The following is a 21,858-nucleotide window of genomic DNA, read 5'->3' on the forward strand; positions in this document are numbered from 1 at the left end:
GCGTGGCCTGAAGCTACGACGCCGGGATCATCCGCGGCTAGTAGGCAGAATCGCCGTGTTTCAGGCGGCGACCTCGCGCACGAACGTCAGCAGCTGGAAGGTCCGGCCGTCCGGGAGTTCGACGATGCCCTCGCGCTCGGCTTCGCGGCGGAAGCCGAGCTTGCGGTAGAGCGCGTGGGCGCCGACCATATCGGGTCCGCTGTTCATCACGACCACGCGCTGACCGCGCTGCGCGGCCTGATCGAGCGCGAACTCCGTGAGCGCGATCCCGATCCCCCGCCCGCGGGCCGCCGGGTGCGTGGCGAGCAGCCGGAAGTACAGCTCGTCCGGCCCGATCCGGCCCTCCTGGTCGTGGCCGGGCCGCAGCAGCGCGATGGTGCCGAGCAGCTGTCCGGTCTCCGGGTCCTCGGCGACGAAGAACTCGAAGTCGTCGAGCAGGGCTTCGGGATGCTTCAGTTCATCGCGGTAGTGCGCGGGGAGGTCGGTGTAGTCGTTGGTGTACGCCGCGTGGGTCAGCTCGCCGATCGCCGCGTACTCGTCGGGCCGGGCCGGCCGGATGGGGATGCTCGTCACTCCCCCAGTATCTCCCGGAGCCGTTGCGCGGAGTCCCGGGTTCGCCCAGGCCGAACGGAACAGTCAGCCTCCGATGGTCGGAGTCGCCCGGAACGCGTTGACCGCACGGTCGAGGACGACCTGATCGTCGGTCCCGGAGTCGAGCACGGTGTTCCGCGCGGACTCCGCGTCGACCTGGACGGCCGTCACGGCGAGCGCCTCCGCCGAGCGGGTCGCGAGGTAGGCGACGATGTCGAGATCCTCCCAGCGGTCCGTGCCGAGCGCGGTCACCGCCGCCCGCGCGAGGAACGTCGCTCCCGGAGGGAAGATGTACACGCACCCCAGACACTGTTCCCCGTCCGCGCTGAGCACCGTGAACGTGAACGCCCTCCCGTCGGCATGTCGGGCGGCGAGACCGGCCAGGTCGTCCCGGTCAGCGTCGACCGTGAAGTCATCCTCGGGCCAGGCCGACTGCTCCCACAGCCGCAGGTAGGCGCGCGACTCCATGACGGCGGCGTGGTCCTTCTCAGCGTCGGCGGCGGCGATGGGACGAAGGACGAACTCCGCGTTCTCCAGCCCGGCCGGAACAGGGCCTTTCGTGTACACGTCAGCCATGCGAGCCTCCTTCGGCATCGGTCACGCCATCCAACCACCGCAGCCCCGCACCGCTCCATCCCGCGCTCGACTCCCAACGGATGCTTGCCGCCGCGCGCCGATCGCGTCTACGGTGGGCGGCGGCCCAGCGCGTTCGGGAGGAATCGATGAAGCTGCTTCTCACGTCCGGCGGTGTCACCAACGCCAGCATCCGCGAGGCGCTGGTCGGGATGCTCGGCAAACCGATCACCGAGAGCAGGGCACTCTTCATCCCGACCGCGCAGTGGGGGCAGCCCGCGTGCAGCCCGGAGAGCGTGTGGCGGTCTACCGCGGACGCCTGGGATGGCGGCCCGGGTCTCGTCGGCCTCGGCTGGAAATCTGTCGGCGTACTCGAGTTGACGGCGCTGCCAAGCCTCGCGGAAGACCGATGGACGCCGTGGGTGCGCGAGACGGACGTCCTGCTGGTCGACGGCGGCGAGGCCAGGTACCTCTTCGAGTGGATGCAGCGGTCGGGCCTGGCCGCGCTGCTGCCCGAGCTCGCCGACACCGTCTGGGTGGGCGTGAGTGCCGGAAGCATGGTCATGACGCCGCGCGTGGGACGCGAGTTCCTCGACTGGCAGCCGGACGGCCCCGACGACACCCTCGGCGTCGTCGACTTCTCGATCTTCCCCCACCTCGACTACCCCGGCTGGACGGAGAACACGACGGAAGCCGCCCGGCGCTGGGCCGAGCGCATCCCGGGCCGCTCCTACGCGATCGACGACCAGACGGCGATCTCCGTCGTCGACGGACATGTCGAGGTGATCAGCGAGGGGCACTGGGAGCGGTTCGACCGCTGAGGTCTTGACTGCGGACTAGCCCGCGTCGTCCCGGCCGCGCTCGGCCGCATCCTGTTCTGACTGCACGGCGCGGTGGATGTTGCCGTGGATGTGGTCGGCGCCGACCAACGCGATCACACCATCCCGTTCCAGAACGGCCCGCGGGCCCGGCTTCAGACGGGTGATGCGGAGGTCGAGGCCGGCGTCGCGAGCGAGCGTGACGAGGTCGGCCATCGTGGCCGCGCCCTGCGAGTCGATGAAGTTGATGCCCTCGCAGTCGATCACGACCCCGGTGAGCGCGGGCTCTCTCTGAATGACATCGCGGAGCCTGTCCTCGAGCGCGTCAGCAGTGGCGAAGAAGAGGCCGCCATCGAACCGGAGCACCGCCACGCTGGGCAGCACTTCGTCCTCGGGATGCTCATCCACTTCGCGGAACACCTGCGTTCCGCGCTCCCGGCCGAGGACCGGCATCTCCGGATGGGTCGCCACGGCGATCAGCCACACCAGCGAGAGTCCGATGCCGATGACGACGCCCGCGAGCACACCGAAGACCAGCGTCCCGACGAGGGCGACGACGGCGATCCAGAAGTCGACCTTCTTCACCCGGAAGAGCCGCCGCATCTCCGGCAGGTCCATCATCCCCATGACCACCGCCTCGATGATCAGCGCACCGAGTACCGCCTTGGGCAGGTTCGAGAACAGCGGCGCCAGGAACAGCAGCGTCAGCAGGACGGTGACCCCGGAGGTGAGGGAGGCCACCCCCGTCTTCGCCCCGGATCGGTCGTTCAGCGAGCTCGCCGACAGGCTCGTCGAGACCGGCATTCCCCGGAACAGCCCCGCCGTGATGTTCGCCAGCGACTGGGCGACCGACTCCTGGTTGATGTCGATCTGGTAGCGGTGCTTGGCGGCGAAGGTGCGCGCGTCCCCCGCCGTCTGCGAGAACCCGATCAGCACGAGAGCGACCGCAGCGACCGCGACGGTGCCGGCGTGCTCCCAGAGCTGCGCCAGGTCCGGCACCTCGGGCGCGGGCAGTCCTCGCGGAACGTCCCCGACCAGCGCGACGCCCTTGGCGCCGAGATCGAGGACAGCCGCTGCCACCAGCCCGCCCACCACGAGGACCAACGCCCCGGGCACGCGCGGCGCGATCGCCCGCAGCCCGAAGACGACGACCAACGAGATGACTCCCAAGAGGACCGTCGTGCGGTGCGCGTCGCCGAGCGACCCGATCCACGACCACAGCTCCTGGAGGGGGTTGGACCCCGTGACCTCGGTTCCGGTCAGCTTCGGCAGCTCCCCGATGACAACGTCGATCGCCGCGCCGAACAGGAACCCCGTGACCACGGCACGCGACAGGAACTGGGCGATCCAGCCCATCTTGAGCACGGCGAGGAGCAGGAACAGGACGCCCGACGCGAGGGTGATGCCGGCGACGAAGGATGCGACATCCTGCTCCCCCGTGATGCCCGCGGCGAGCACGGCGCTGGCGGCCACGGCAGCCAGCCCGGAACTCGGACCCATCGAGATCTGCCGGCTGGTGCCGAAGATCGCGTACACGATCGCTCCGGCGGCGGCCGCGTAGAGCCCGTTCTGCAGCGGGATGCCCGCAATGCCCGCATACCCCAGGTTCTTGGGGACGATGAGCGCGGCGACGGTCACGCCGGCGATCAGATCGCCGCGCAGCCACGAACGCTTGTAGGTGCGAAGCTGGCCGGCGATCGGAACGAGGTTCGAGCCCCGGCCTCGGGTCCTGGGCATACGCACGTCATACCGCAGGCCGCGTATGCGCGGGCAGGGGCCACTCATCCCCTCCTCTGGGGCAGGTGCTCCCCCGTCTGCTCGCCTAGCGTCGTATCCATGGGGGATGAGTCAACCGCGTCCGCGCCGGAAGCGGTCTCGCACGTGGACTTCGCGGGCATTAGCGCGCTCTCCTCTCGCCCAGCCGGATACGCTGTCGCGCTGAAGTGCCTGCAGATCCAAGCCGAGGCCGAAGGGCGAGACCCCGGACTGCGGACAGACAAGCGCGTCACGCTGCACCCGGACGCATGGTCCTGGTACCAGGGTGCCCTCGGCGAGATGCGCGTCGGAGAGATGCTCAGCGACTTGGGGACCGACTGGTTTGTTCGCCACTCGGTGCCGATCGGGGCCGATACGAAGGACGTCGATCATCTCGTCATCGGGCCAAGCGGCGTCTACGCAATCAACACCAAGCATCACCACGGAGCGTCGGTCTGGGTCGGTGATCACGTGCTGCGGGTGAACAATGCGAACACGACCCATCTCAAGGTCGCGCGAAGCGATGCGTTGGATGTCGGGCGCCGGCTCGCCGAGAAGGTCGGATTCCCCGTCCCGGTGACGCCGGTCATTGCCGTTCTCAATGCCCGCTCCGTGAAGGACGGCCGATCTGCGCAAAATCAGTCGATCGCTGTGGTGGACGCCGATCAGCTGGTCGCGTGGCTGAAGGCACGGCCATCACAGCTCAGCACAACGAAGGTCGAGCTGCTCAGACTCGCTGCGGAAGAACCGCAGACCTGGCACGTCGACCCTCGAGCCGCCGACACCCTTCGCGTGATGCAACGGTTCGAACGGCTGGTCTCTCGCGTCTCGAATCCGATCGCCGAAAGCTCGCGAGGGCGCCGAGTCGAGTCACGGAAACCGATCGCTCCGGCAACGCGGAGAGCGCCACAGGCGCGACGCAAGCGCGCGAGTCGGTCCCAACTCGTCCGGCTCTGGGCGGGTGCCGCAATCGTCGTGACAGCGATCCTCATCATCCGAGGCATGGCAAACGCACCGTGCACGACCCCGACGGGATGCATCCTCCCGGCGATCTATCTCGCGTGGAAGCCCCTGCTGATCGTCGGAGGAGTTGTTGCGATCGCTCGCGCCATGTTCGGCACGTTCCGCGCCATGCGGCATTGAGCCTGGCTCTCGACCCCTGAACCCGACCGCTACCCGAGCAGCGCGCCGAGCTGGCGCCGCACATCCTCCCGGATCGCCTCCACGCTGGTGCCGGCGGGACTGGCGGACATCGCGATGAAGAGGATGGCGGAGACGATGTGCGCGACGACGGCGGGATCGCCGACACCGCCGGCCGTGCGCGCGATCGTCTCGGCCATCGCCTGCTCGGTCTGCGCGACGATCTCGAGCGCCTTGGCGTGGTGCGGTTCCGTCGGGTCACCGAAGACCATCTCGCGGAGGTAGGTGCGCCCGTTGTCGACCTGCGCGCGGTTGCAGTGGATGATCGGGTCGGCGATGGCGAGCACCGCATCCACCGGATCATCGAGCGCCTGGGCGGCTTCGCGCCCCTCTTCGAGCGCGTCGGCGTAGAGGGCGTTCTGCACCATCAGCAGGAGCTCGCCCTTGGTGCGGGCGTAGAAGAACAGGGTGCCCGCGCCGATGTCCGCGGCCGCGGCCACCTCCTGGGTGGTGACCTCATCGACGCCGCGCTCGGCGAAGAGGGCGCCGGCCGCCGCGATGATCCGGTCGAGTTTCTCCTGCTTGTTGCGCTCTCGCCGGCCGGGGGCTGCGGGGGTGGCGGTCATCTCATCCCTTCACGGTTCGGCTGGTGATCACCCTAACGCGCCCGCCGACGCCGGTCGGTCAGTCCCCTCCAGCGCCCGCGATCGCGGCGACGGTCTTGCCGCGGCCACCGCCCTCCCCTAGGCGTGCGACCGCCTCCGGGATCTCCTCGAACGGGATGACCCGGTCGACGATCGGACGGATCGCGCCGGACTCGACCAGCGCGGAGATCTGGCGCAGCTGCTCGCCGCTGGCCGACATCCACAGGAAGGAGTACTCCACGCCGAGCCGTCGGGCGGTGCGGCGCACACTGCTGCTGAGCGCGGCTATGCCCGCGCGCAGGACGGGACTGAGTCCGAGCCGACGTGCGAAAGCCGGATCCGGCGGCCCGGCGATCCCGACGGCGACGCCACCCGGGCGCAGGGTGCGCAGCGACTTCATCAGGTTCTCGCCGCCCACGCTGTCGAGCACCACGTCGTAGCCGCTGAGCTGCTGCTCGAAATCGTCCGCGCGGTAGTCGATCACGGTGTCGGCGCCGAGCGAGCTCACGAACTCGGCGTTCGCCGCACTCGCCGTCGTGGCGACCGTGGCCCCGAGGTGCGTGGCCAGCTGGATCGCGATCGAGCCGACTCCCCCGGCGCCGGCGTGGATGAGGACCTTCTGTCCCGGCTGCACCCGGGCCCGCACCACGAGCGCCTGCCACGCGGTCAGCGCAACCAGAGGAAGGGATGCGGCTTCGTGCATCGTGAGGCCGGCCGGAACGGGGGCCAGGTCGTTCTCGTCGGCGGCGATGCGCTGAGCGAAGGTGCCGATCCGCCCGTCCCGCACCCTCCCGTACACCCGGTCGCCTGGCGCGAACGCCCGCACCTCCGACCCGACCGCGGCGACGATGCCGGCGACATCATGCCCGAGGATCGTGGGGAGTTTGAGCGGGACGATCTGCTTGAACTCGCCCGCGCGGAGCTTCTCGTCGAGCTGATTCAGACCGGCGGCGTGCACGTCGATCAGCACGTCGCGCGGTCCGGGCACCGGCTCCGGCACGTCCTCCGCAAGGAGGGAGGACGCGTACGAGGGGAGAACGATGGCTTTCATCTCTGCACCTTTCTTGAGTTCGCTCAATTTTGAGTATACTCAAGAATACATCGTGTCGTGCACCCCCTTTCACAGACGAGGACTCGGGGGGAGCATCCAGCGTGTTGATGCACTCGCGTGTGCGATGGGAAAAGGGATGAGTCCCGCTGTGCAGAGCGATCGGGGAGACCCGAGCCCGACTTCGGCGATCACGATGATCAGGGCTGCCTCTGATGATTCCGGACGGCCCTCGACCGCTCCCTCCGAGCCGTGGCCGCTGAGGCCTTGCAGTTGCGGATCATCACCATCCATGGAAGACAAGATCATGAAAGCAGTCGTGTACGAGGGTGCGCGATCGGTCAGTGTCAACGACGTCCCGGATGCTCGCATCGAGCGGCCGACGGACGCCCTCGTCCGAATCACCACGACGAATATCTGCGGTTCCGACCTGCACATGTACGAAGGGAGGACCGACTTCGAGACCGGACGCTGGTTCGGCCACGAGAACATGGGTCAGGTCATCGAGGTCGGAGACGGCGTCGACAAGGTGAAGGTGGGCGACTACGTCGTGCTCCCCTTCAATGTCGCCTGCGGGCACTGCAAGAACTGCGAGCGCGGACTCACGAATTACTGCCTGACCGCGCAGCCGAAGAAGGAGTGGGCGGGCGCCGCCTACGGCTTCGCCGACATGGGCCCCTGGGCCGGTGGGCAGGCGGAGTTCCTCCGGGTGCCGTGGGCCGACTTCAACTGTCTGCACCTGGGAGAGGACGCCGAAGAGAAGCAGACCGACTACGTCATGCTGGCCGACATCTTCCCGACCGGCTACCACGCCACCGAGATGGCCAACGTCAAACCCGGTGATCAGACGGTGATCTACGGAGCCGGTCCGGTGGGATGCATGGCCGCCTACTCCGCGATCCTGAAGGGGGCGAGCAAGGTCATGGTCGTCGACCGTCACCCCGACCGCCTGAGGCTGATCGAGGAGATCGGAGCGATCGCGATCGACGACTCGAAGGTGGACCCGGTCGAGGCCGTCAACGAGATGACGATGGGACTCGGCGCCGACAACGGTTGTGAATGCGTGGGATATCAGGCGCACGACGTCGAAGGCCACGAGCACCCAAACATGACCCTGAACCGGCTGGTCAAGTCGGTCCGGTTCACCGGTGACATCGGGGTGGTGGGCGTCTACATCCCCCAGGACCCCGGGGCGTCGGACGATTTCGCGAAACAGGGCGAAGTCGTGTTCGATTTCGGCGAGTTCTGGTTCCGCGGTCAGAAGATGGGCAGCGGTCAGGCCCCGGTGAAGAAGTACAACCGGCGTCTGCGCGACCTCATCGCATCCGGAAAGGCCACCCCGTCCTGGATCGTCAGCCACGAGCTGTCCCTCGACGAGGCGCCCGACGCCTACGAGCACTTCGACAACCGCGACGACGGCTGGACCAAGGTCGTGCTGCACCCCGTCGGCGCCTGAGATGGCCACCGGCACCAGCGGTCGTCGCGCGTCCTCGACCAGCCGCCGGGTGCTCTCCGTCCGCCGCGCGCTCCTGTGCGTCGCGGCGGGCGGGGTAGCCGGCATCCTCGCGGCGGTGCTGCTGACACCGCCCCTCGGTCCGCTGGTGGGGTGGTGCATCGCCGGTCTCACCGCACTCGTGTGGGTGTGGGTGATCTGCTGGCCGCAGGACCCCGAGGGCACCGAGCGCGTCGCCCGCGAGGAGTCGATCTCGCACGTGACCGACGACGCGATCGTCACGGCGTGCTTCGCCAGCGTCGCCGCCGTGATCCTGGCCGTCGTGCAATCCCGGGACAGGAACGGGGACGCCGTCTCCGTCGCGCTCGTCATCCTGGGGTGCCTCGGCACCATCGTCGCCTGGGCGCTGGTCAACACGGTCTACGCGCTGAAGTACGCACGCATGTACTTCATCGATCATCAGCGAAGCGGGTTCGACCTCAAGCAGGAGACGCAGCCCACCTACAGCGACTTCGCCTACTTCGCGTTCACGATCGGGATGTCGTACTCGGCGTCCGTCATCCAGCCGACGGCGACGGACATCCGCCGCAAAGCGCTCGCCCACGCCCTGTTGTCCTATTTCTTCGGAACGGTCCTGATCGCCGTGGCCATCAACCTGGTCACCAGCATCGGCCAATCCGGCGGCTGAGCTGGATGGCGGCTGAGCAGAGTCAGCGCACCGGTCCCGTGCTGTCCCGTACTTTCAGTTCGGGCTGGATCAGCGGGATGGTGGCGGGCGTCTCGCCTCGAAGCGCACCCAGAACGCTTTCGACAGCACGACGTCCGACCTCGGTGAAATCCAGCCGGACGGTCGTCAGCGCGGGCTGGAAGTACGCGGACTCGTCCCGGTCGTCGAAACCGACGACGCTCACGTCGCCGGGAACGCTGACACCCTGGTCGGCGAGCGCCTTGATGACGGCGAGCGCCATCACGTCGTTGATGGCCAGCACCGCGGTGATGGATCTGTCGGCGGCGATCCTCAGCCCGGCCCGGTACCCGGATTCGGCGGACCAATCGTCCGACTCGAACACCTCGGGGACCGGTCGGCCCGCGAGGGCGAGCTCCGTCCGCCACCCGTGCCGACGCGCCTCGGAGGCCATCCAACCTGCGGGGCCGCCCACGAAGTGGACGGTCCGGTGTCCGAGATCGAGAAGGTGGCGGGTCGCCAGCTGGGCGCCCAGCGTCTCGTCGATGGAGATCGTGGCAGGTCCCGCGGGCGACCCCTGCTCGAAGCGCACGACGGGCACGTCGGAGTCGAGTCGCTGCAGGACCTCCGCCGCCGCGGTCATCGGCGCGAGCACGACGATCGCGTCCACGCCGCTGTCGACGAGCGAGTCGAGGCCTGCCCGGATGCTGGCCTGGTCGATCTCCGCGATGCTGACGAGGCTCGTCGAGTAGCCGTTGCGCCGCGCCTCCTCCGCGATACCGAACAGCGCCAGCGCCGGGCCGTGGACGGAGAGCGCATAGCTGAGCACCCCGAGGTTCATCGACCGGCTGGTCGCCAGCGCCCGCGCGGCGGAATTCCGGCGGTAGCGCAGCTGCACCATCGCGGCCTCCACCCGGTCCCGGATGTCGGGAGAGACGTTGCTGTGGCCGTTGACCACCCGCGAGACCGTCTGCTGCGACACTCCGGCGAGGCGGGCCACATCGACCATGCGCGCCGCACGCGGCACGCCGGTTCTCGTCTCCGTCATCCCCCAATTATGGCCGTCACCGGCCGGGGGCCTGCGAGCGCCCGGCCGGTGACGGGTGGAGCCGACGGCTCAGCGGTTGCCGTAGCGCAGCACCGCCGGGTGCTGCTCGTACGGCCACTCCGCTTCGGGGATCATGTACTCCAGCGTCGTGTAGCTGCCGTCCATGGTCGACGCCAGCGACGGCGGCCCCGGGAAGCCGATGACCCTCCACCCGACGCGGTTGTCGTTCCCGCCGTAGACCGGATCACCGTAGAAGCCCTGCCGGGTGTTCAGCACCAGCAGTGGGAAGAACTCGAGGAAGTCCTCGTTGACCGGCTGGTTGCCGGCCGGCGCTCCCCCGCTGCCCTGACCGTCGGACTCGGTGAAGACGAACCTCGCCGGCTTCTCCTTCCTCGAGATGGTCTCGAGCACGGCATCCTGCTGTTCGTCGTCGAGCTCGATGAACTCGGAGCCGAACTTCTCGGCCGAGATCGCGTCCAGCTCGACGATGCCCTCGCGGTAGAACCGCTGGCGGCTCTCGATGCGCTCCTGCCAGGCCTTCTCCTCGAGCCCCTCCATGCGCAGGAACCCCTTGCCGTCAGCGGCGGGGAAGACGAACTGCGTCCCCGCCAGCATCCGGTCGATGAAGCGGACCACGCCCGCCTCCTTCGCCCCCGGGTGGTGGTCCGTCGGAATGATGCGCGCAGTGGCGGCCTCGACAGTCGCCCATTCGTGCTCCGTGAAGAAGAGCGGACCATCCGTGTCTCGCGTCGAGATCGGTACGGTCACCCATTCTGCCTGTCCCATGTTTCGTCGTCTCCTCTGAAGTCGCGTGTCAGTCGGTCCAGCCGTGGCGGTCCACAGCGATGATGCGGTCGGCGCAGCGCCAGGCGTTGGCCATGATCGTCAGCGCGGGGTTGATGCCGGTGGCCGTGGGGAAGAAGCTCGCGTCGAACACGTAGAGGTTCGGCACCTCGTGCGACCGGCACCACTTGTCGACGACCGAGGTCGCCGGGTCGTTGCCCATGCGGGCGGTGCCGAGCTCGTGCGAGGTGTTGCCCGTGATCCGCTCCATGTTGACCGGCACGACCTTGGATGCTCCCGCGGCCTCGAGGATCTCACCGTTCTTCTTCACCTGCCACTTCTCCTGCGCGAAGTCGTTCGCGTGCGGCGTGTGGGTGATGCGGGCGACCGGGAGGCCCCACGCGTCCTTCACCGTCGGATCCAGGTCGACGCGGTTCGACTCGACCGGCAGATCGTGGAGCAGGATGCCGATCTTCATGCTGTAGTTGAACAGGTCGCGGTCGGCGTCCTTCGCGGCCTGGCCCCACGTGGGCCGGCCCGGGAAGCTCCAGTTGACCGGGTGCCCGAGCATCGACGGGAAGATCAGCGAGCCGAGGATGTGCCCGCGCGACTCGTCGGTCTCGTAGAAGTCGAACGAGCACAGGTTCATGTAGTGGCCGGACCATCCGTAAAGCGGATCGTGCAGCTCCTTGTCGAACAGGCCGACGGAGAACGAGTACTGGTGGAACGTCGCGTTCTTGCCGACCTGGCCGCTCCCGTTGCCGAGGCCGTCGGGGAACAGCGCCGACTTCGACATGAGGAGCAGGCGCGGCGTCTCGATGCCGCCGCCGCAGACGATGACGGCCTTGGCGTTCTGGACGAACTCGTTGCCGTTCTCGTCCTGGTAGCGCACGCCGGTCGCCTTGCCCGTCTTGTCGACGAGGATCTCGCTGACGTAGCAGTCGGAACGCAGGTCGTAGAGGCCCGTGTTGATGGCGTCCGGAATGAAGCTGATGAGCGTCGACGACTTGCCGTTGCCCGGGTCGGGGTACTGCTGCCAGAACCCGTTCTCGCTGAACGGCTTGCGGCCCCGGTAGGGCTCGGTCACCATGCCCTGCGGCATCGGGAAGGTGCTGTGCCCCATCTTGTTCATCGCCGTGGCGAACTTGCGGCCGATCTGGCTGAGCGGCGCCGGCTTTGTGGGGTAGTCGCGGCTGCGGCGTCCCTCCCACCGGTTGGCCCCGCCGAGGCCCGAGGTGCCGAACTCCCACTCCACGCGGGTGTAGTACGGCTCGAGGTCGTCGTAGGTGATGGGCCAGTCGACGAGGCTCGCGCCCTCGACGTCGCCGTGGATCGAGCGGAGGCGGAAGTCGTTCTCCGTCATCCGCGGGACCATGCCGCCCCAGTGGGTGGTGCCGCCGCCGACCACCTGCGGGGTCGCCGAGAAGTTGGTGATGACGGCTTCCTCGCTGTCGTTCTGGCGGTAGGTGCGGGGCTTGAGCTTCGGGTCCTGCCAGATGAAGTTGCGGTTGAGGAACTTCAGCTCGTCGCCGGATGCGTGCTCGGGCTTCAGCCACGGGCCCCGCTCGAGACCGACGACGCGGAGGCCGGCCTCGGTCAGCACCTTGGCGGCGGTCGCACCGCCGGCGCCGGCGCCGACGATCACGACGTCGACGGGCTCGGGGTTCTTGAGGGTGGTCATTGTCTGTCCTTCCGTGTGAACGTTCTGGTCCGGGATGCTTCGCTCAGGCGAGCACGCCGGCGCGACCCAGTCGCGCGATCGGCAGCAGCGCATCCCAGAGGGCGTCGGGGATCTCGAACTCGGCGAGCTCGACCGTCTGGGCGACCCGCTTGGGCTCGGACATCCCGACGATGGTGGAGGTGACCCGCGGGTCACGGAGCGAGAACTGCAGTGCGGCGGCGGCGAGCGGGACACCGTGCTCGGCGCAGAGGGCCTCCATCCGGCGCACGCGCTCCAGCACCTCGTCGGCGACGGGGGCGTAGCAGTAGGTGGGGACGGCGTCCGGGCCCTTCACGAGCATCCCGCCGCCGAACGGTGCCGCGTTCACGAAGGCCACCCCGCGCGCCTGGGCGTCGTCGAGCAGCGGCTCGGCCGACTGGTCGACGAGCGTGAACCGGTTGTGGCTGATGACCGCGTCGAACGCCTCGGTCGCGAGGTACTGCAGTTCGAGGTCGATCGGTCCGCCGGCGACACCGAGGTAGTCGATGACCCCCTGGTCGCGCAGGGCGATCAGTGCCTCGAGCGGGCCGCCGGGAGCGACGCCCTCCTCGAAGCTGATCTTCTCGGGGTCGTGCAGGTAGACCAGCGGGAGGGTGTCGAGGCCGAGCCGTTCGAGGCTCTCCTCGACCGACCGGCGCACCCGGTCGCCGGAGAAGTCGGTGGTCCCGGGAATCGGGTCGACCTTGGTGGCGACGACGACACCTTCCGGGACTCCCCCGTTCTCACGGATGGCCTGCCCGATGCGCTTCTCGCTCTCGCCGCCGCCGTACTCGTTGGAGGTGTCGATGAAGGAGAACGGTCCCTCGAAGACGCGCCGGATCGTCGCGACCGCCGTCTCGGTGTCCACTTCGTATCCGTACTGGGCGGGGAAGCTGCCGAGGGCGCTGGTTCCGACGCAGACGTCGGAGACGGTGAGGCTGGTGCGCCCGAATTGTTTGGTGGTCATGAGCTTCGCTTTCTCTCTCAAGGGGTGTGGGTGGTACGTATTCGTTCAGGAGGGCGGCGCGGTGCTCTGTCGGACGACGAGCGTCGGGTCGACCCGGGGAAGCGGGCCGGCCTGGCCACCCCGCATCAGGTGCAGGATGCGGTCGACCGCCAGACGCCCGACCTCCTCGAAGTCCAGGCGAACGGTGGTGAGCGCCGGCTGGTAGTACTGCGACTCGGGGACATCGTCGAAGCCGACGACGCTGACGTCCTCCGGCACGCGGAGGCCCGCGTCGGCGAGAGCTTTGACGACGCCGAGCGCCATCTGGTCGTTGGCGACGAAGACCGCCGTGATCTTCGGGTTGCGCGCGATCTCACATCCCGCGTCATACCCGGATCGGGTCGACCAGTCGCCGGAGATGACCCGGTTGGTGACGCGCCCCGCCGAGGCGAGGGTGCGCGCCCAGCCCCGGATCCGCGCCTCGCTGCCCAGCCATCCGGCTGGCCCCGCCACCTGCCAGACCGTCTCGTGGCCGAGGTCGAGGAGGTACTGCGTCGCGAGTTCTGCTCCGGCGACCTCGTCCGTCGCAACGCTCCGCGTCCCCTCCGGGGCACCGGGCTCGAAGACCACGAGCGGCACTCCTGCATCCAGCCCGGAGATCGCCTCGAGTGCCGCCTGCACGGGTGCCAGGACCACGATCCCGTCGACGGAGTCCTCCACCAGGTGGTCGAGGGCGGCTTTCATGGCGGCCCGGTCCACGTCGCCGAGGGTGACGAGGTTGGTCGCGTAGCCGGCCTTCCTGGCCTCGTCGGCGATGCCGCTCAGGGCGACGGACGGGCCGTACTGGGCCAGGCCGAAGCTGACGATCCCGATGTTCATCGTCCGGCCGTTCGCCAGGGCGCGTGCCGCGGGGTTGCGGCGGTAGCGGAGCTGGCGGATGGCCACCTCCACGCGATCCCGGATCTCCGGGGCCACGTTGGGGCTTCCGTTGACCACTCGCGAGACGGTCTGCTGGGAGACCCCGGCGAGACGCGCGACATCGATCATCCTGGCACCGCGAGTCGTCGACGGGTTCTCGTTGCTCGATGGTGCCGACACGTCGTCAGCTCGCAGCCCGGACGGTGCGGCGGCCGAAGTGCTTGCGGAAGAATCCGGAGATCCTCTGAACGCCGCCCGCACTGGACAGGAAGACCGCGACCACGATCACCGCGCCCTTGATGACGAGCTGGGGCTCCGAGGAGATGCCCACCAGGTTCATCACGTTGATGATCGTCGCGAGGACGAACACACCGATGACCGCGCTGATCGGGTCGCCCTTGCCGCCCATCAGGGAGGCGCCGCCGACCACGACGGCCGCGATCGCATCCAGCTCGTAGCCGACACCGATGAGGGAGCTCCCCTGACGCAGCTGGGCAGCGGCGATGAGGCCGGCCAGACCGGCCAGCAGTCCGGACATCGTGTACGTGATGATCAGGTTGCGCGCCACCGGGAGACCCGACAGACGGGCGGCCTCCGGATTGCCGCCGATCGCGTAGAGCGAGCGGCCGAAGGTGGTGAACTTCGCCACGAGTGCGGCGACGATCATCACGACCAGGAAGATCATGACCGGGTTCTGCAGCCCGAGGCTCGTGCCGCGGGCGAACAGGTCGATGAAGGTCTGATCCGTGATCTGGATGAGGCTGGTCGACTGGATGATGTAACTGAAGCCTTTGACGGCGCTCATCATGGCGAGCGTCGCGATGAACGGCGGGATGCGCAGCCACACGACGAGCAGGCCGTTGATCAGCCCGGCGATCCCGCAGCAGAACAGGGTGAAGGCCACCGAGAGCCCGGTCGCCATCCCTGCCTGCAGGGTCAGCGCGACGATGACGGTAGACATGGCCAGGATGGAGCCGACCGACAGGTCGATGCCGCCGGTGAGGATCACGAAGAACTGGCCGACCGCGAGCACCGCCACGATGGACGCCGCCGCGATCACGTTCTCCGCGTTCCTCAGCGTGAGGAAGTCGCCGGAGACGTAGTAGCCGATCACGATGATCACGACGAGCACCAGCAGGAGGTAGGTCTTCGGCAGGAGGCGCTTGAGGACGCTGCTCCACGCCGAGCGGGAGCGCGTGTCCGAGGACTCGCCGGTGGACTTCACCGGCTCTTGGAGGGTGTTGTTCGACATTGTCTTTCCCGTCATTGGGTTTCTCGTCAGGGGTCTTTTTCTGGATTCGGTGCCGCTCAGGCGAGCAGCTGGAGGATCCGCTGGCCCTGCGGATCGATCTCGTCGTGATCGAACTCGGCCACGACGCGGCCGCGCGCCATCACGAGGACGCGGTCGCACATCATCGCCTCCGAGATCTCGGAGCTCGCGATGATCACGGTTCCGCCCGACCGGGCGAAGTCGCGGATCAGCTCGTACATGTCCTCCTTGGCGCCGACGTCGACACCGCGGGTCGGCTCGTCGCAGATGAGGAGACGGGAGGAGCGCACGAGCCACCGGGCGAGGATGCCCTTCTGCTGCGTCCCGCCGCTCAGGGTCTTCATCGGCTGGTTGACGCCGGAGACCTTCATCCCGAGCTTCGTCACCATGTCCTGCGCCGCGCGCTTCTCGCGCTTGCCGTCGATGACGGAGAGCCGGCTGAACATCGGCATGCTCGCGAGCGTGATGTTGCCGGCGACGCCCATCTCCGGGATGAAGCCCTGGGCCTTGCGGTCCTGCGGCAGCAAGCCGATGCCGCGGCGGATGGCGTCGCGCGGCGAAGCGAAGTCGACCGGCTTGTCGTCCATCAGGAGCGCACCGTCCGTCTTCCTGCGGGCGCCGGCGAGCAGGCTCGCGAGCTCCGACTGGCCCGAGCCGATGAGACCGGCGATGCCGAGCACCTCGCCCTGGTACAGGTCGAAGTCGATATCCGAGACCCGTTCGTCCTCACCGAGGCCGCGTGCGGACATCAGGACGGTGTCGGTGCGGCCGGCGCCGAGCCGGGGGCTGCGCTCGCCACGCAGGGCGGCGTCGGCGATCGATCCTTCGAGGCTCTTCCCGACCATGGCCGTCACCACATCCGCGGGCTTGGTCTCCGCCGTGCTGAGGTTCGCGGCCGTGACGCCGTCGCGCAGGACGGTGACGGCGTCGCACAGGTTGTAGAGCTCATCCATGCGGTGAGAGATGTACAGGAGGGTGACGCCCTCGGCGGCGAGGCGGCGCAGCACCGTGAACAGGCGCTCGACATCGGGCAGCGGGAGGGTCGAGGTCGGCTCGTCGAGGAGCAGCACCCGCGCATCCTTGTGGAGCGCTTTGGCCAGCTCGACGGCCTGCTGCTCCGCGACGGAGAAGCTCGAGACGGGCTGACGGACATCGAGGTCGAAGCCGACCCGCGCCAGCGCCTCGCGCGCCTTCGCCTGCATCGTGTTCCAGTCGACGACCGCGCCTTTGGTGGGCAGTGTGCCGAGGAAGATGTTCTCCGCCACCGAGAGCGACGGCACCAGGCTCAGCTCCTGGTAGATGGTGTGGATGCCGGCGGCCTGCGCATCCGTCGGCTCCCGGAACCGCATGACCTCGCCGCCGAGGCGGATGGTTCCGCCGTCGGGCGTCTCGGCACCGGAGAGGATCTTGACGAGCGTCGACTTGCCGGCGCCGTTCTGACCCGCCAGGGCGTGGATGCTTCCCCGCTTGACCGAGAAGCTGACCCCCTTGAGGGCCTGGACTCCGAGGTATCCCTTGGTGATGCCCTCGAGCTGGAGCTCGTCCATGTTTCCTCTGCACTTCCTTGTGACGTGTGTTCTTCGAAGACCTGGTCGCTGCGCCCGAACCGATGACATCGGGCGCAGCGACTCCTGGAGGCGCTGCTTCGCGCCTAGTCGTTCGCCCGCACGTAGGTGTCGGCGGGCTTGTAGTACTGCTTGGCGTTCTCCGGCGTGACCACGGTGGTCTTGATGAAGACCTCCTTCTTGGGGCACGCGGACTTGTCGTTGTTGTAGGCGGCGACGGCCATCTTCACCGCGGCGACCCCCTGGTCCCAGGGCTGGTTGGAGGCGGTGGCCTGCAGCGGACCGGTCGGGTTGTCGACCATCTCCTTGACGACGTTCATTCCGCCGTCGTACCCGGCGACGATGACGCCGTCGCCCCAGATGCCTGCCTGCTGGAGACCCTGCTCGATGCCGCCCTCCATCACGTCGCTCATGCTGTAGACGATCTTGAGGTCGGGGTTCGCCGTCGCGACATCGCGGATGGGCGCGAGAGCCTTGTCCGGCTTCCACTCGCCGTACTTCGTCTCGAGCTTCTTCGTCGTGATTCCGGGGTGGTCCTTCATGACCTTCTCGTAACCCTTCATGAACCCGTTGAAGCGCAGGTCGCTGAGGACATCGCCCGGGAAGCCGCCGATGCCGACGATCTTGATCTCGCCGGTCTCGCCGAACTTCTCAAGCGCCTTCTTCGCAGCGACCTCGCCGGCAAGGGAGCCGGTGTAGCCCTGGTCCTCGGCGACGTAGCAGTACATGTCCTTGACCAGCGAGGGGTCGAGGTTGGAGTTGACGGTCACCAGGGGGACGTCCGCGTTCTGCAGCGCGGCAACGGACGCGCCGACGCCGATCGGGTCGTTCGGGTTCATGATCACCACGTCGACGTTCTTGGTGATGAGGGTCTGCACGTCGGCGTTCTGGCGGACCGTGTCGCCGTTCGCGTCGAGGAGCTGGATGGTCGCGCCCAGCTTCTTCGCCTCGGCCTGGCCGCCTTCGACGAGGGTCTTCCACCAGTCGCTGCCGCTGATGCCGCGCTGGCTCCAGCCGATGACGAGGCCTTTGCCCGTCTTCTTGTCGGTGTCGCTCGCGGCGGCTCCGTCGGTTCCGCCGCGTGCGCATCCGGTGAAGAGGAGCGCTGTGGCCGCGGCGATTCCTGCGACTTTGAGGATGGACCGGGTTCGGGTGCTGATCATTTTTCCACTTCCTTGTGAGGTGATCGGGGCGAGGTAGAGCTGGGGGTGTTCGCGCGCCGGGCGGCGCCACGTGGGGGGGCGTGGAGCGAATGGTGCGTGGTGCAGGTGGTGCGGGCGGCAGCATCCCGGACCAAGGGGATGGACTTGTCCGGGATGCCGCCGCCGTCGGTCGCTCAGTCGAGCGGGGTGAAGACCCCGCGCTCCTCGAGCAGCTTGATGTTGCGGGCGCGCGTCTCGCGCTCGCGGGCCAGCCAGCCTTCCGACGGAGGAGCGTCGAGGTACTGGTTCTTGGGGTAGATCGGCTTCTCGTAGATCGCCGCGTACTGCTCGGTGCGCAGATCCTTGAAGCCGTTGAACACGCCGTTCGACTGACGGTCGCGTCGCAGGGCGTCGATGTCGATCGTCGTGCTGACGAAGGTGTCGCCGGCGGTCACGCCGGGCGTCTCGGTGATGATCTTGCCGCGCTGGTTGACGATCATCGACCGGCCGCCGAAGAGGTCGTTGATGACGCCGTCCGGACCGAGCTCCGGGCCGAGGTTCGGTGCGACGACGATCGCGTTGTTGAACAGCGCATGCGCCTTGTTCTGCACCTCCCACATGCCCTGCGAGGTCTGCGGCTCGATGAGGGTGGCGCGGATGATGATCTCGGCGCCGTTCATGGCGAGCCCCCGGGCGATCTCGGGGTACGCGCCCTCGTGGCAGATCACGTAGCCGATGTTGCCGATGTCGGGCGTCTTCGCGACGGGGTAGATGGCGTCCATCACGTTGCCATCACCCTTCTTCTGGATCCACTCGTCCCACAGATCGTGCGGGTTGGTGGTTCCGAGGGTGCCGCCCTCGAAGCCGTCACTGGTCGCCTTCGCGCGGCGGTAGATGACGTCGCCATTCGGGTCGATCATGAACGCGCAGTTGAAGTAGCGGTCCGGGAAGTCGTCGTCGGCGACGAGGTACAGCTCGCCGGCGATGTAGGTGTTCAGTTCGCGCGCGGCCTTGCCGAGCTCGTCGGTCTCCGGACCGGGGATAGTGCGGGCGAACTTCTTCTCCGCCTCGCGGTTGCCTGCGGTGAATGCCATGTGCATTCCCTGGATCGCCATCTCGGGGATGACGACGAGCTTCACCGGGTAGCCCTCGGTCGCAGCAACGCCGACCGCCGTCTTCATGAACGAGATGATGCGCTTGGTGTTCTTCAGCGCGTCTTCCGGCTCGACGATCGGGATCTGCAGCGGCGAGAGCGCTACGACTGTGTACGGCTCAGTCACGTCCAACTCCTTTGTTGATTGGGGTTCGTGTCGGCCATGTTAGCGCACTATCGAACGCTGTCAAATGCGACTTTCGCGCCTCTGCGCACTCCGATTACGCTGGGCGTCTAGTCACGCAGCGCTGGTGTCGTGCAGTAAAAATGCAGTTGAGAGGTGCTTTACAGACAGCTCGTTTGAACCGCCATCCACCCCCGAGTCGGACACGCCTCATCCAATGCTTGAAAGTGAGCGCACTCACGCGCCGGTAGATCAGCTGACAAGGGCGGCGATCGCCATCGCGATCGAGAGCACTCCGAGAACGACCGCGATGCTCAGAGCGACGCGATGGGCCGCCGCCCAGGTCAGCACCGCCCGCCGAGGAGGTGCGGACGGAACGTCGCTCAGCTCCGCGGCCTTCGGCTCGACGCGCTTGGTCTTCACGAACTCGACGAGTCCGCAGCGTTTGCAGGTCGAGATGTACTGGTGGACGGCGAGTCCGACGCCGTAGTACGGGTTGACGACGATCCGCGTGCGGGCGCCGCAGCGGGAGCACCACCTCGGCCGTCCGCGAAGGTCGGACTCATCCATGGAGGACGACCGTCGCGGTTCGGCGCGCGCCACTTATCCGCACGGGTACCGCCTTCGGGGTCATCGGTCGCCGGGAGGGACCGGGACTGTTTCGAGGACACAGTGGCCCTCCCCACCCGAAGGGGAGGGCCACCGTGCGTCGTCGGGCCGGGGGCGCCGCGACGGTTTTGACGCTATGCGCACGTGCGGCGAACCCGATATCCGGCGAACGCGGGCGAGCATCCGATCTGCGCACGCAGCGCGCTCCGACCCTCAGAACCGACACATAGAATCCCGGCATGCGATCGGAGGTGGTGGAGATGTTCGCGACCCGTCGTGTCGCGTCGTCCCGAGGGGTCGAGGAGGCTCGGGAGGCGCTGAGCGACGTCTTCCTGCCCATCGACTTCCCGTCGGCGCGGGCCTCGGACCCGATGGCGATGGACCTCAACGCACTGCAGGTCGGCGAGGTCACGTGCGGGTACATGCGGTTCCGGGATGCGGTCCGCATCCAGACGGCGGAGGCGCAGAACTTCCACGTCGACATCCCCACGGTGGGTCGCGCGATGATGCGTGCGGGTCTGGGGACACCGGTCTACGGGACGCAGCAGGCGGCGGGTGTCTTCATGCCCGGTCGACCGGTCGAGCTGGACTGCGACGACCACTTCGCCCAGCTCTCCCTGATGTTCCCCCGGGAGTCTCTGCAACTCGAGCTGGCCGCCCTGCTCGGCGAGCAGCTCCCGCGCCCCCTCGAGTTCAGCGCCGAACTCGACCTGGCGACCCCCGGAGGGCAGATGGTGCTCCACTCCCTCCAGCTCATCGACGACGCTTCGCGACGGGATGACGGCGGCCCATTGGCGTATCCACTGGTCACGCAGCGGTTGGAGCAGGTGTTGATGCACAGCCTGCTGTTCTCCCAGCCGCACAACTATTCCTCCACGCTCGTCGGCCCCGCTCCCGCGAGCGGAACGACTCCCGTGTCCCGGGCCGTGGAGGCGATGCGCAGTAGCCCCGCGCATCCCTGGACCGTCGGCGAGCTCGCCGCGGAGGTGTCCGTCAGCGTGCGCAGCCTGCAGGAGGGATTCCGCCGGTCGCTCGACACCACACCGATGGCGTACCTCCGGTGCCTCCGGCTCCAGCGGGTTCACGACGACCTGGAGTCAGCGGAGCCGGGCAGCACGCGGGTCACGGAGGTGGCGGCCCGCTGGGGGTTCGTCCACCTCGGCAGGTTCGCGGCCGCCTACCAGCGGGAGTTCGGCGAACGCCCCTCCGACACCGTGCGTTCGCAGGGCAGGCGGGCCGGCTGACGCTCTCATTGCACTCTCAGTAAAAGAGTGCAAACTTGCACCTCGTGACCGAGAGTGCACTTTCAACCCGAGACCGCCGCAAGGCCGAGACCGCGCGCGGCCTCAAGGATGCCGCGCGTCGACTCACCATCGAGCGCGGCCTCCACGGCTACACGATCGAGGAGCTGTGCGACGAGGTCGGCGTCTCGCGCCGCACCTTCTTCAACTACTTCGCCTCGAAGGAGAACGCCGTGATCGGCGTCCCGGTCGACGCCGACGAGTCCGGCGCCGCCGAGCGGTTCGCCGCATCCGGCGCACGCGGGATCCCGGCCCTGGTCGACGATCTCGTCGCCCTGCACCTCGACCGCTGGTCGTTCGGGGGCATCACCGCGGACGAGGTCGCCCAGCTCATCCAGGCCTTCGAGCGCGAGCCGCGTCTGGTCGGCCACCTGCTCGCCGTCGCCGGCGCCGCCGAGCGAGACGACATCGAACTCGTCGAGCGACGCGAGGGCCTCCCCGCAGGCGACCTCCGCGCCGCCGCGGCGGTGCAGCTCGTCGGCGGTGTGCTCCGCGCCGGCATCGAGGAGTTCTTCCGTCCGGACACGACGGACGATCTCCCCACCATCGTCCGCCGCCGCATCCGCGTGGTGCGCGAACTCTTCGTCTGACCC

Annotated in this window: 21 protein-coding genes; 6 read left to right on the forward strand and 15 right to left on the reverse strand. The window is 68.1% G+C overall.

Annotated elements, in window-relative coordinates; all coding sequences use genetic code 11:
- Nucleotides 1-60 precede the first annotated feature (60 nt).
- Both ABIC47_RS02585 and ABIC47_RS02590 read right to left on the reverse strand, forming a co-directional pair.
- Nucleotides 61-573, reverse strand: a complete 513-nt coding sequence (locus ABIC47_RS02585) for a GNAT family N-acetyltransferase (protein WP_089877209.1) — start codon at nt 571-573, stop codon at nt 61-63.
- Between the two features lie 63 nt (nt 574-636).
- A complete protein-coding gene (locus ABIC47_RS02590; protein ID WP_354476869.1) occupies nt 637-1,167 on the reverse strand; it encodes a GNAT family N-acetyltransferase in 531 nt (176 codons plus the stop codon).
- 146 nt (nt 1,168-1,313) lie between these two features.
- On the opposite strand from ABIC47_RS02590, the gene ABIC47_RS02595 reads away from it, so the two are divergent.
- Entirely contained in the window at nt 1,314-1,985 is a 672-nt protein-coding gene (locus tag ABIC47_RS02595; RefSeq protein WP_354476871.1) for a Type 1 glutamine amidotransferase-like domain-containing protein, read from the forward strand.
- A gap of 15 nt (nt 1,986-2,000) precedes the next feature.
- On the opposite strand, the gene ABIC47_RS02600 is transcribed toward ABIC47_RS02595, so the two are convergent.
- Nucleotides 2,001-3,719 carry a SulP family inorganic anion transporter gene (locus ABIC47_RS02600; RefSeq protein WP_354476873.1) on the reverse strand — a complete coding sequence of 573 codons (1,719 nt, stop codon included), beginning with the start codon at nt 3,717-3,719 and terminating at the stop codon, nt 2,001-2,003.
- Between the two features lie 99 nt (nt 3,720-3,818).
- Here ABIC47_RS02600 and ABIC47_RS02605 point away from each other — a divergent pair, with 99 nt between their 5' ends.
- Nucleotides 3,819-4,880 (forward strand): nuclease-related domain-containing protein, encoded by a 1,062-nt coding sequence (locus tag ABIC47_RS02605; protein WP_354476875.1) that lies wholly within the window; start codon nt 3,819-3,821, stop codon nt 4,878-4,880.
- 29 nt (nt 4,881-4,909) lie between these two features.
- Here ABIC47_RS02605 and ABIC47_RS02610 read toward each other — a convergent pair whose 3' ends face one another.
- Both ABIC47_RS02610 and ABIC47_RS02615 read right to left on the reverse strand, forming a co-directional pair.
- Complete coding sequence (locus ABIC47_RS02610) at nt 4,910-5,503, reverse strand: TetR/AcrR family transcriptional regulator (protein ID WP_354476877.1); 594 nt, start codon at nt 5,501-5,503, stop codon at nt 4,910-4,912.
- Between the two features lie 58 nt (nt 5,504-5,561).
- Nucleotides 5,562-6,572, reverse strand: a complete 1,011-nt coding sequence (locus ABIC47_RS02615) for an NADP-dependent oxidoreductase (protein ID WP_354476879.1) — start codon at nt 6,570-6,572, stop codon at nt 5,562-5,564.
- A 289-nt stretch (nt 6,573-6,861) separates the two neighbouring features.
- On the opposite strand from ABIC47_RS02615, the gene ABIC47_RS02620 reads away from it, so the two are divergent.
- Both ABIC47_RS02620 and ABIC47_RS02625 read left to right on the forward strand, forming a co-directional pair.
- Nucleotides 6,862-8,025 (forward strand): glutathione-independent formaldehyde dehydrogenase, encoded by a 1,164-nt coding sequence (locus ABIC47_RS02620; RefSeq protein WP_354476881.1) that lies wholly within the window; start codon nt 6,862-6,864, stop codon nt 8,023-8,025.
- A gap of 1 nt (nt 8,026) precedes the next feature.
- Nucleotides 8,027-8,710 carry a DUF1345 domain-containing protein gene (locus tag ABIC47_RS02625; RefSeq protein ID WP_354476883.1) on the forward strand — a complete coding sequence of 228 codons (684 nt, stop codon included), beginning with the start codon at nt 8,027-8,029 and terminating at the stop codon, nt 8,708-8,710.
- A gap of 22 nt (nt 8,711-8,732) precedes the next feature.
- Here the strand turns inward: ABIC47_RS02625 and ABIC47_RS02630 are convergent, their stop codons facing one another.
- The 10 genes from ABIC47_RS02630 to ABIC47_RS02675 all read right to left on the reverse strand — a co-directional run bounded on the left by ABIC47_RS02630 (nt 8,733) and on the right by ABIC47_RS02675 (nt 19,925).
- Complete coding sequence (locus tag ABIC47_RS02630) at nt 8,733-9,716, reverse strand: LacI family DNA-binding transcriptional regulator (protein ID WP_502910223.1); 984 nt, start codon at nt 9,714-9,716, stop codon at nt 8,733-8,735.
- 108 nt (nt 9,717-9,824) lie between these two features.
- A complete protein-coding gene (locus ABIC47_RS02635; protein ID WP_089877273.1) occupies nt 9,825-10,541 on the reverse strand; it encodes a gluconate 2-dehydrogenase subunit 3 family protein in 717 nt (238 codons plus the stop codon).
- Nucleotides 10,542-10,569: 28 nt separating this feature from the next.
- Entirely contained in the window at nt 10,570-12,219 is a 1,650-nt protein-coding gene (locus ABIC47_RS02640; RefSeq protein WP_018192078.1) for a GMC family oxidoreductase, read from the reverse strand.
- Between the two features lie 43 nt (nt 12,220-12,262).
- Entirely contained in the window at nt 12,263-13,204 is a 942-nt protein-coding gene (locus ABIC47_RS02645) for an aldo/keto reductase (RefSeq protein ID WP_354476887.1), read from the reverse strand.
- Between the two features lie 45 nt (nt 13,205-13,249).
- Entirely contained in the window at nt 13,250-14,230 is a 981-nt protein-coding gene (locus ABIC47_RS02650) for a LacI family DNA-binding transcriptional regulator (RefSeq protein WP_018192080.1), read from the reverse strand.
- Between the two features lie 55 nt (nt 14,231-14,285).
- Complete coding sequence (locus tag ABIC47_RS02655; RefSeq protein WP_231371250.1) at nt 14,286-15,368, reverse strand: ABC transporter permease; 1,083 nt, start codon at nt 15,366-15,368, stop codon at nt 14,286-14,288.
- Between the two features lie 41 nt (nt 15,369-15,409).
- Nucleotides 15,410-16,918 (reverse strand): sugar ABC transporter ATP-binding protein, encoded by a 1,509-nt coding sequence (locus ABIC47_RS02660; protein ID WP_020076852.1) that lies wholly within the window; start codon nt 16,916-16,918, stop codon nt 15,410-15,412.
- Between the two features lie 104 nt (nt 16,919-17,022).
- Nucleotides 17,023-18,099: a sugar ABC transporter substrate-binding protein gene (locus ABIC47_RS02665; protein WP_018192083.1), complete on the reverse strand. Its 1,077-nt coding sequence runs from the start codon at nt 18,097-18,099 to the stop codon at nt 17,023-17,025.
- A 173-nt stretch (nt 18,100-18,272) separates the two neighbouring features.
- Nucleotides 18,273-19,358 (reverse strand): nitrilase-related carbon-nitrogen hydrolase, encoded by a 1,086-nt coding sequence (locus ABIC47_RS02670; protein WP_018192084.1) that lies wholly within the window; start codon nt 19,356-19,358, stop codon nt 18,273-18,275.
- 249 nt (nt 19,359-19,607) lie between these two features.
- Entirely contained in the window at nt 19,608-19,925 is a 318-nt protein-coding gene (locus tag ABIC47_RS02675; protein ID WP_354476891.1) for a hypothetical protein, read from the reverse strand.
- A gap of 278 nt (nt 19,926-20,203) precedes the next feature.
- Between ABIC47_RS02675 and ABIC47_RS02680 the strand changes: the two genes are divergently transcribed.
- Together ABIC47_RS02680 and ABIC47_RS02685 are read left to right on the forward strand one after the other, a co-directional pair.
- Nucleotides 20,204-21,208 carry an AraC family transcriptional regulator gene (locus tag ABIC47_RS02680; protein ID WP_354476893.1) on the forward strand — a complete coding sequence of 335 codons (1,005 nt, stop codon included), beginning with the start codon at nt 20,204-20,206 and terminating at the stop codon, nt 21,206-21,208.
- A 44-nt stretch (nt 21,209-21,252) separates the two neighbouring features.
- Nucleotides 21,253-21,855, forward strand: a complete 603-nt coding sequence (locus tag ABIC47_RS02685) for a TetR/AcrR family transcriptional regulator (RefSeq protein WP_089881591.1) — start codon at nt 21,253-21,255, stop codon at nt 21,853-21,855.
- The last annotated feature ends 3 nt before the right edge of the window (nt 21,856-21,858 follow it).

Origin of the sequence: Leifsonia sp. 563, assembly GCF_040545055.1 — a bacterium.
Taxonomy (GTDB): domain Bacteria; phylum Actinomycetota; class Actinomycetes; order Actinomycetales; family Microbacteriaceae; genus Leifsonia.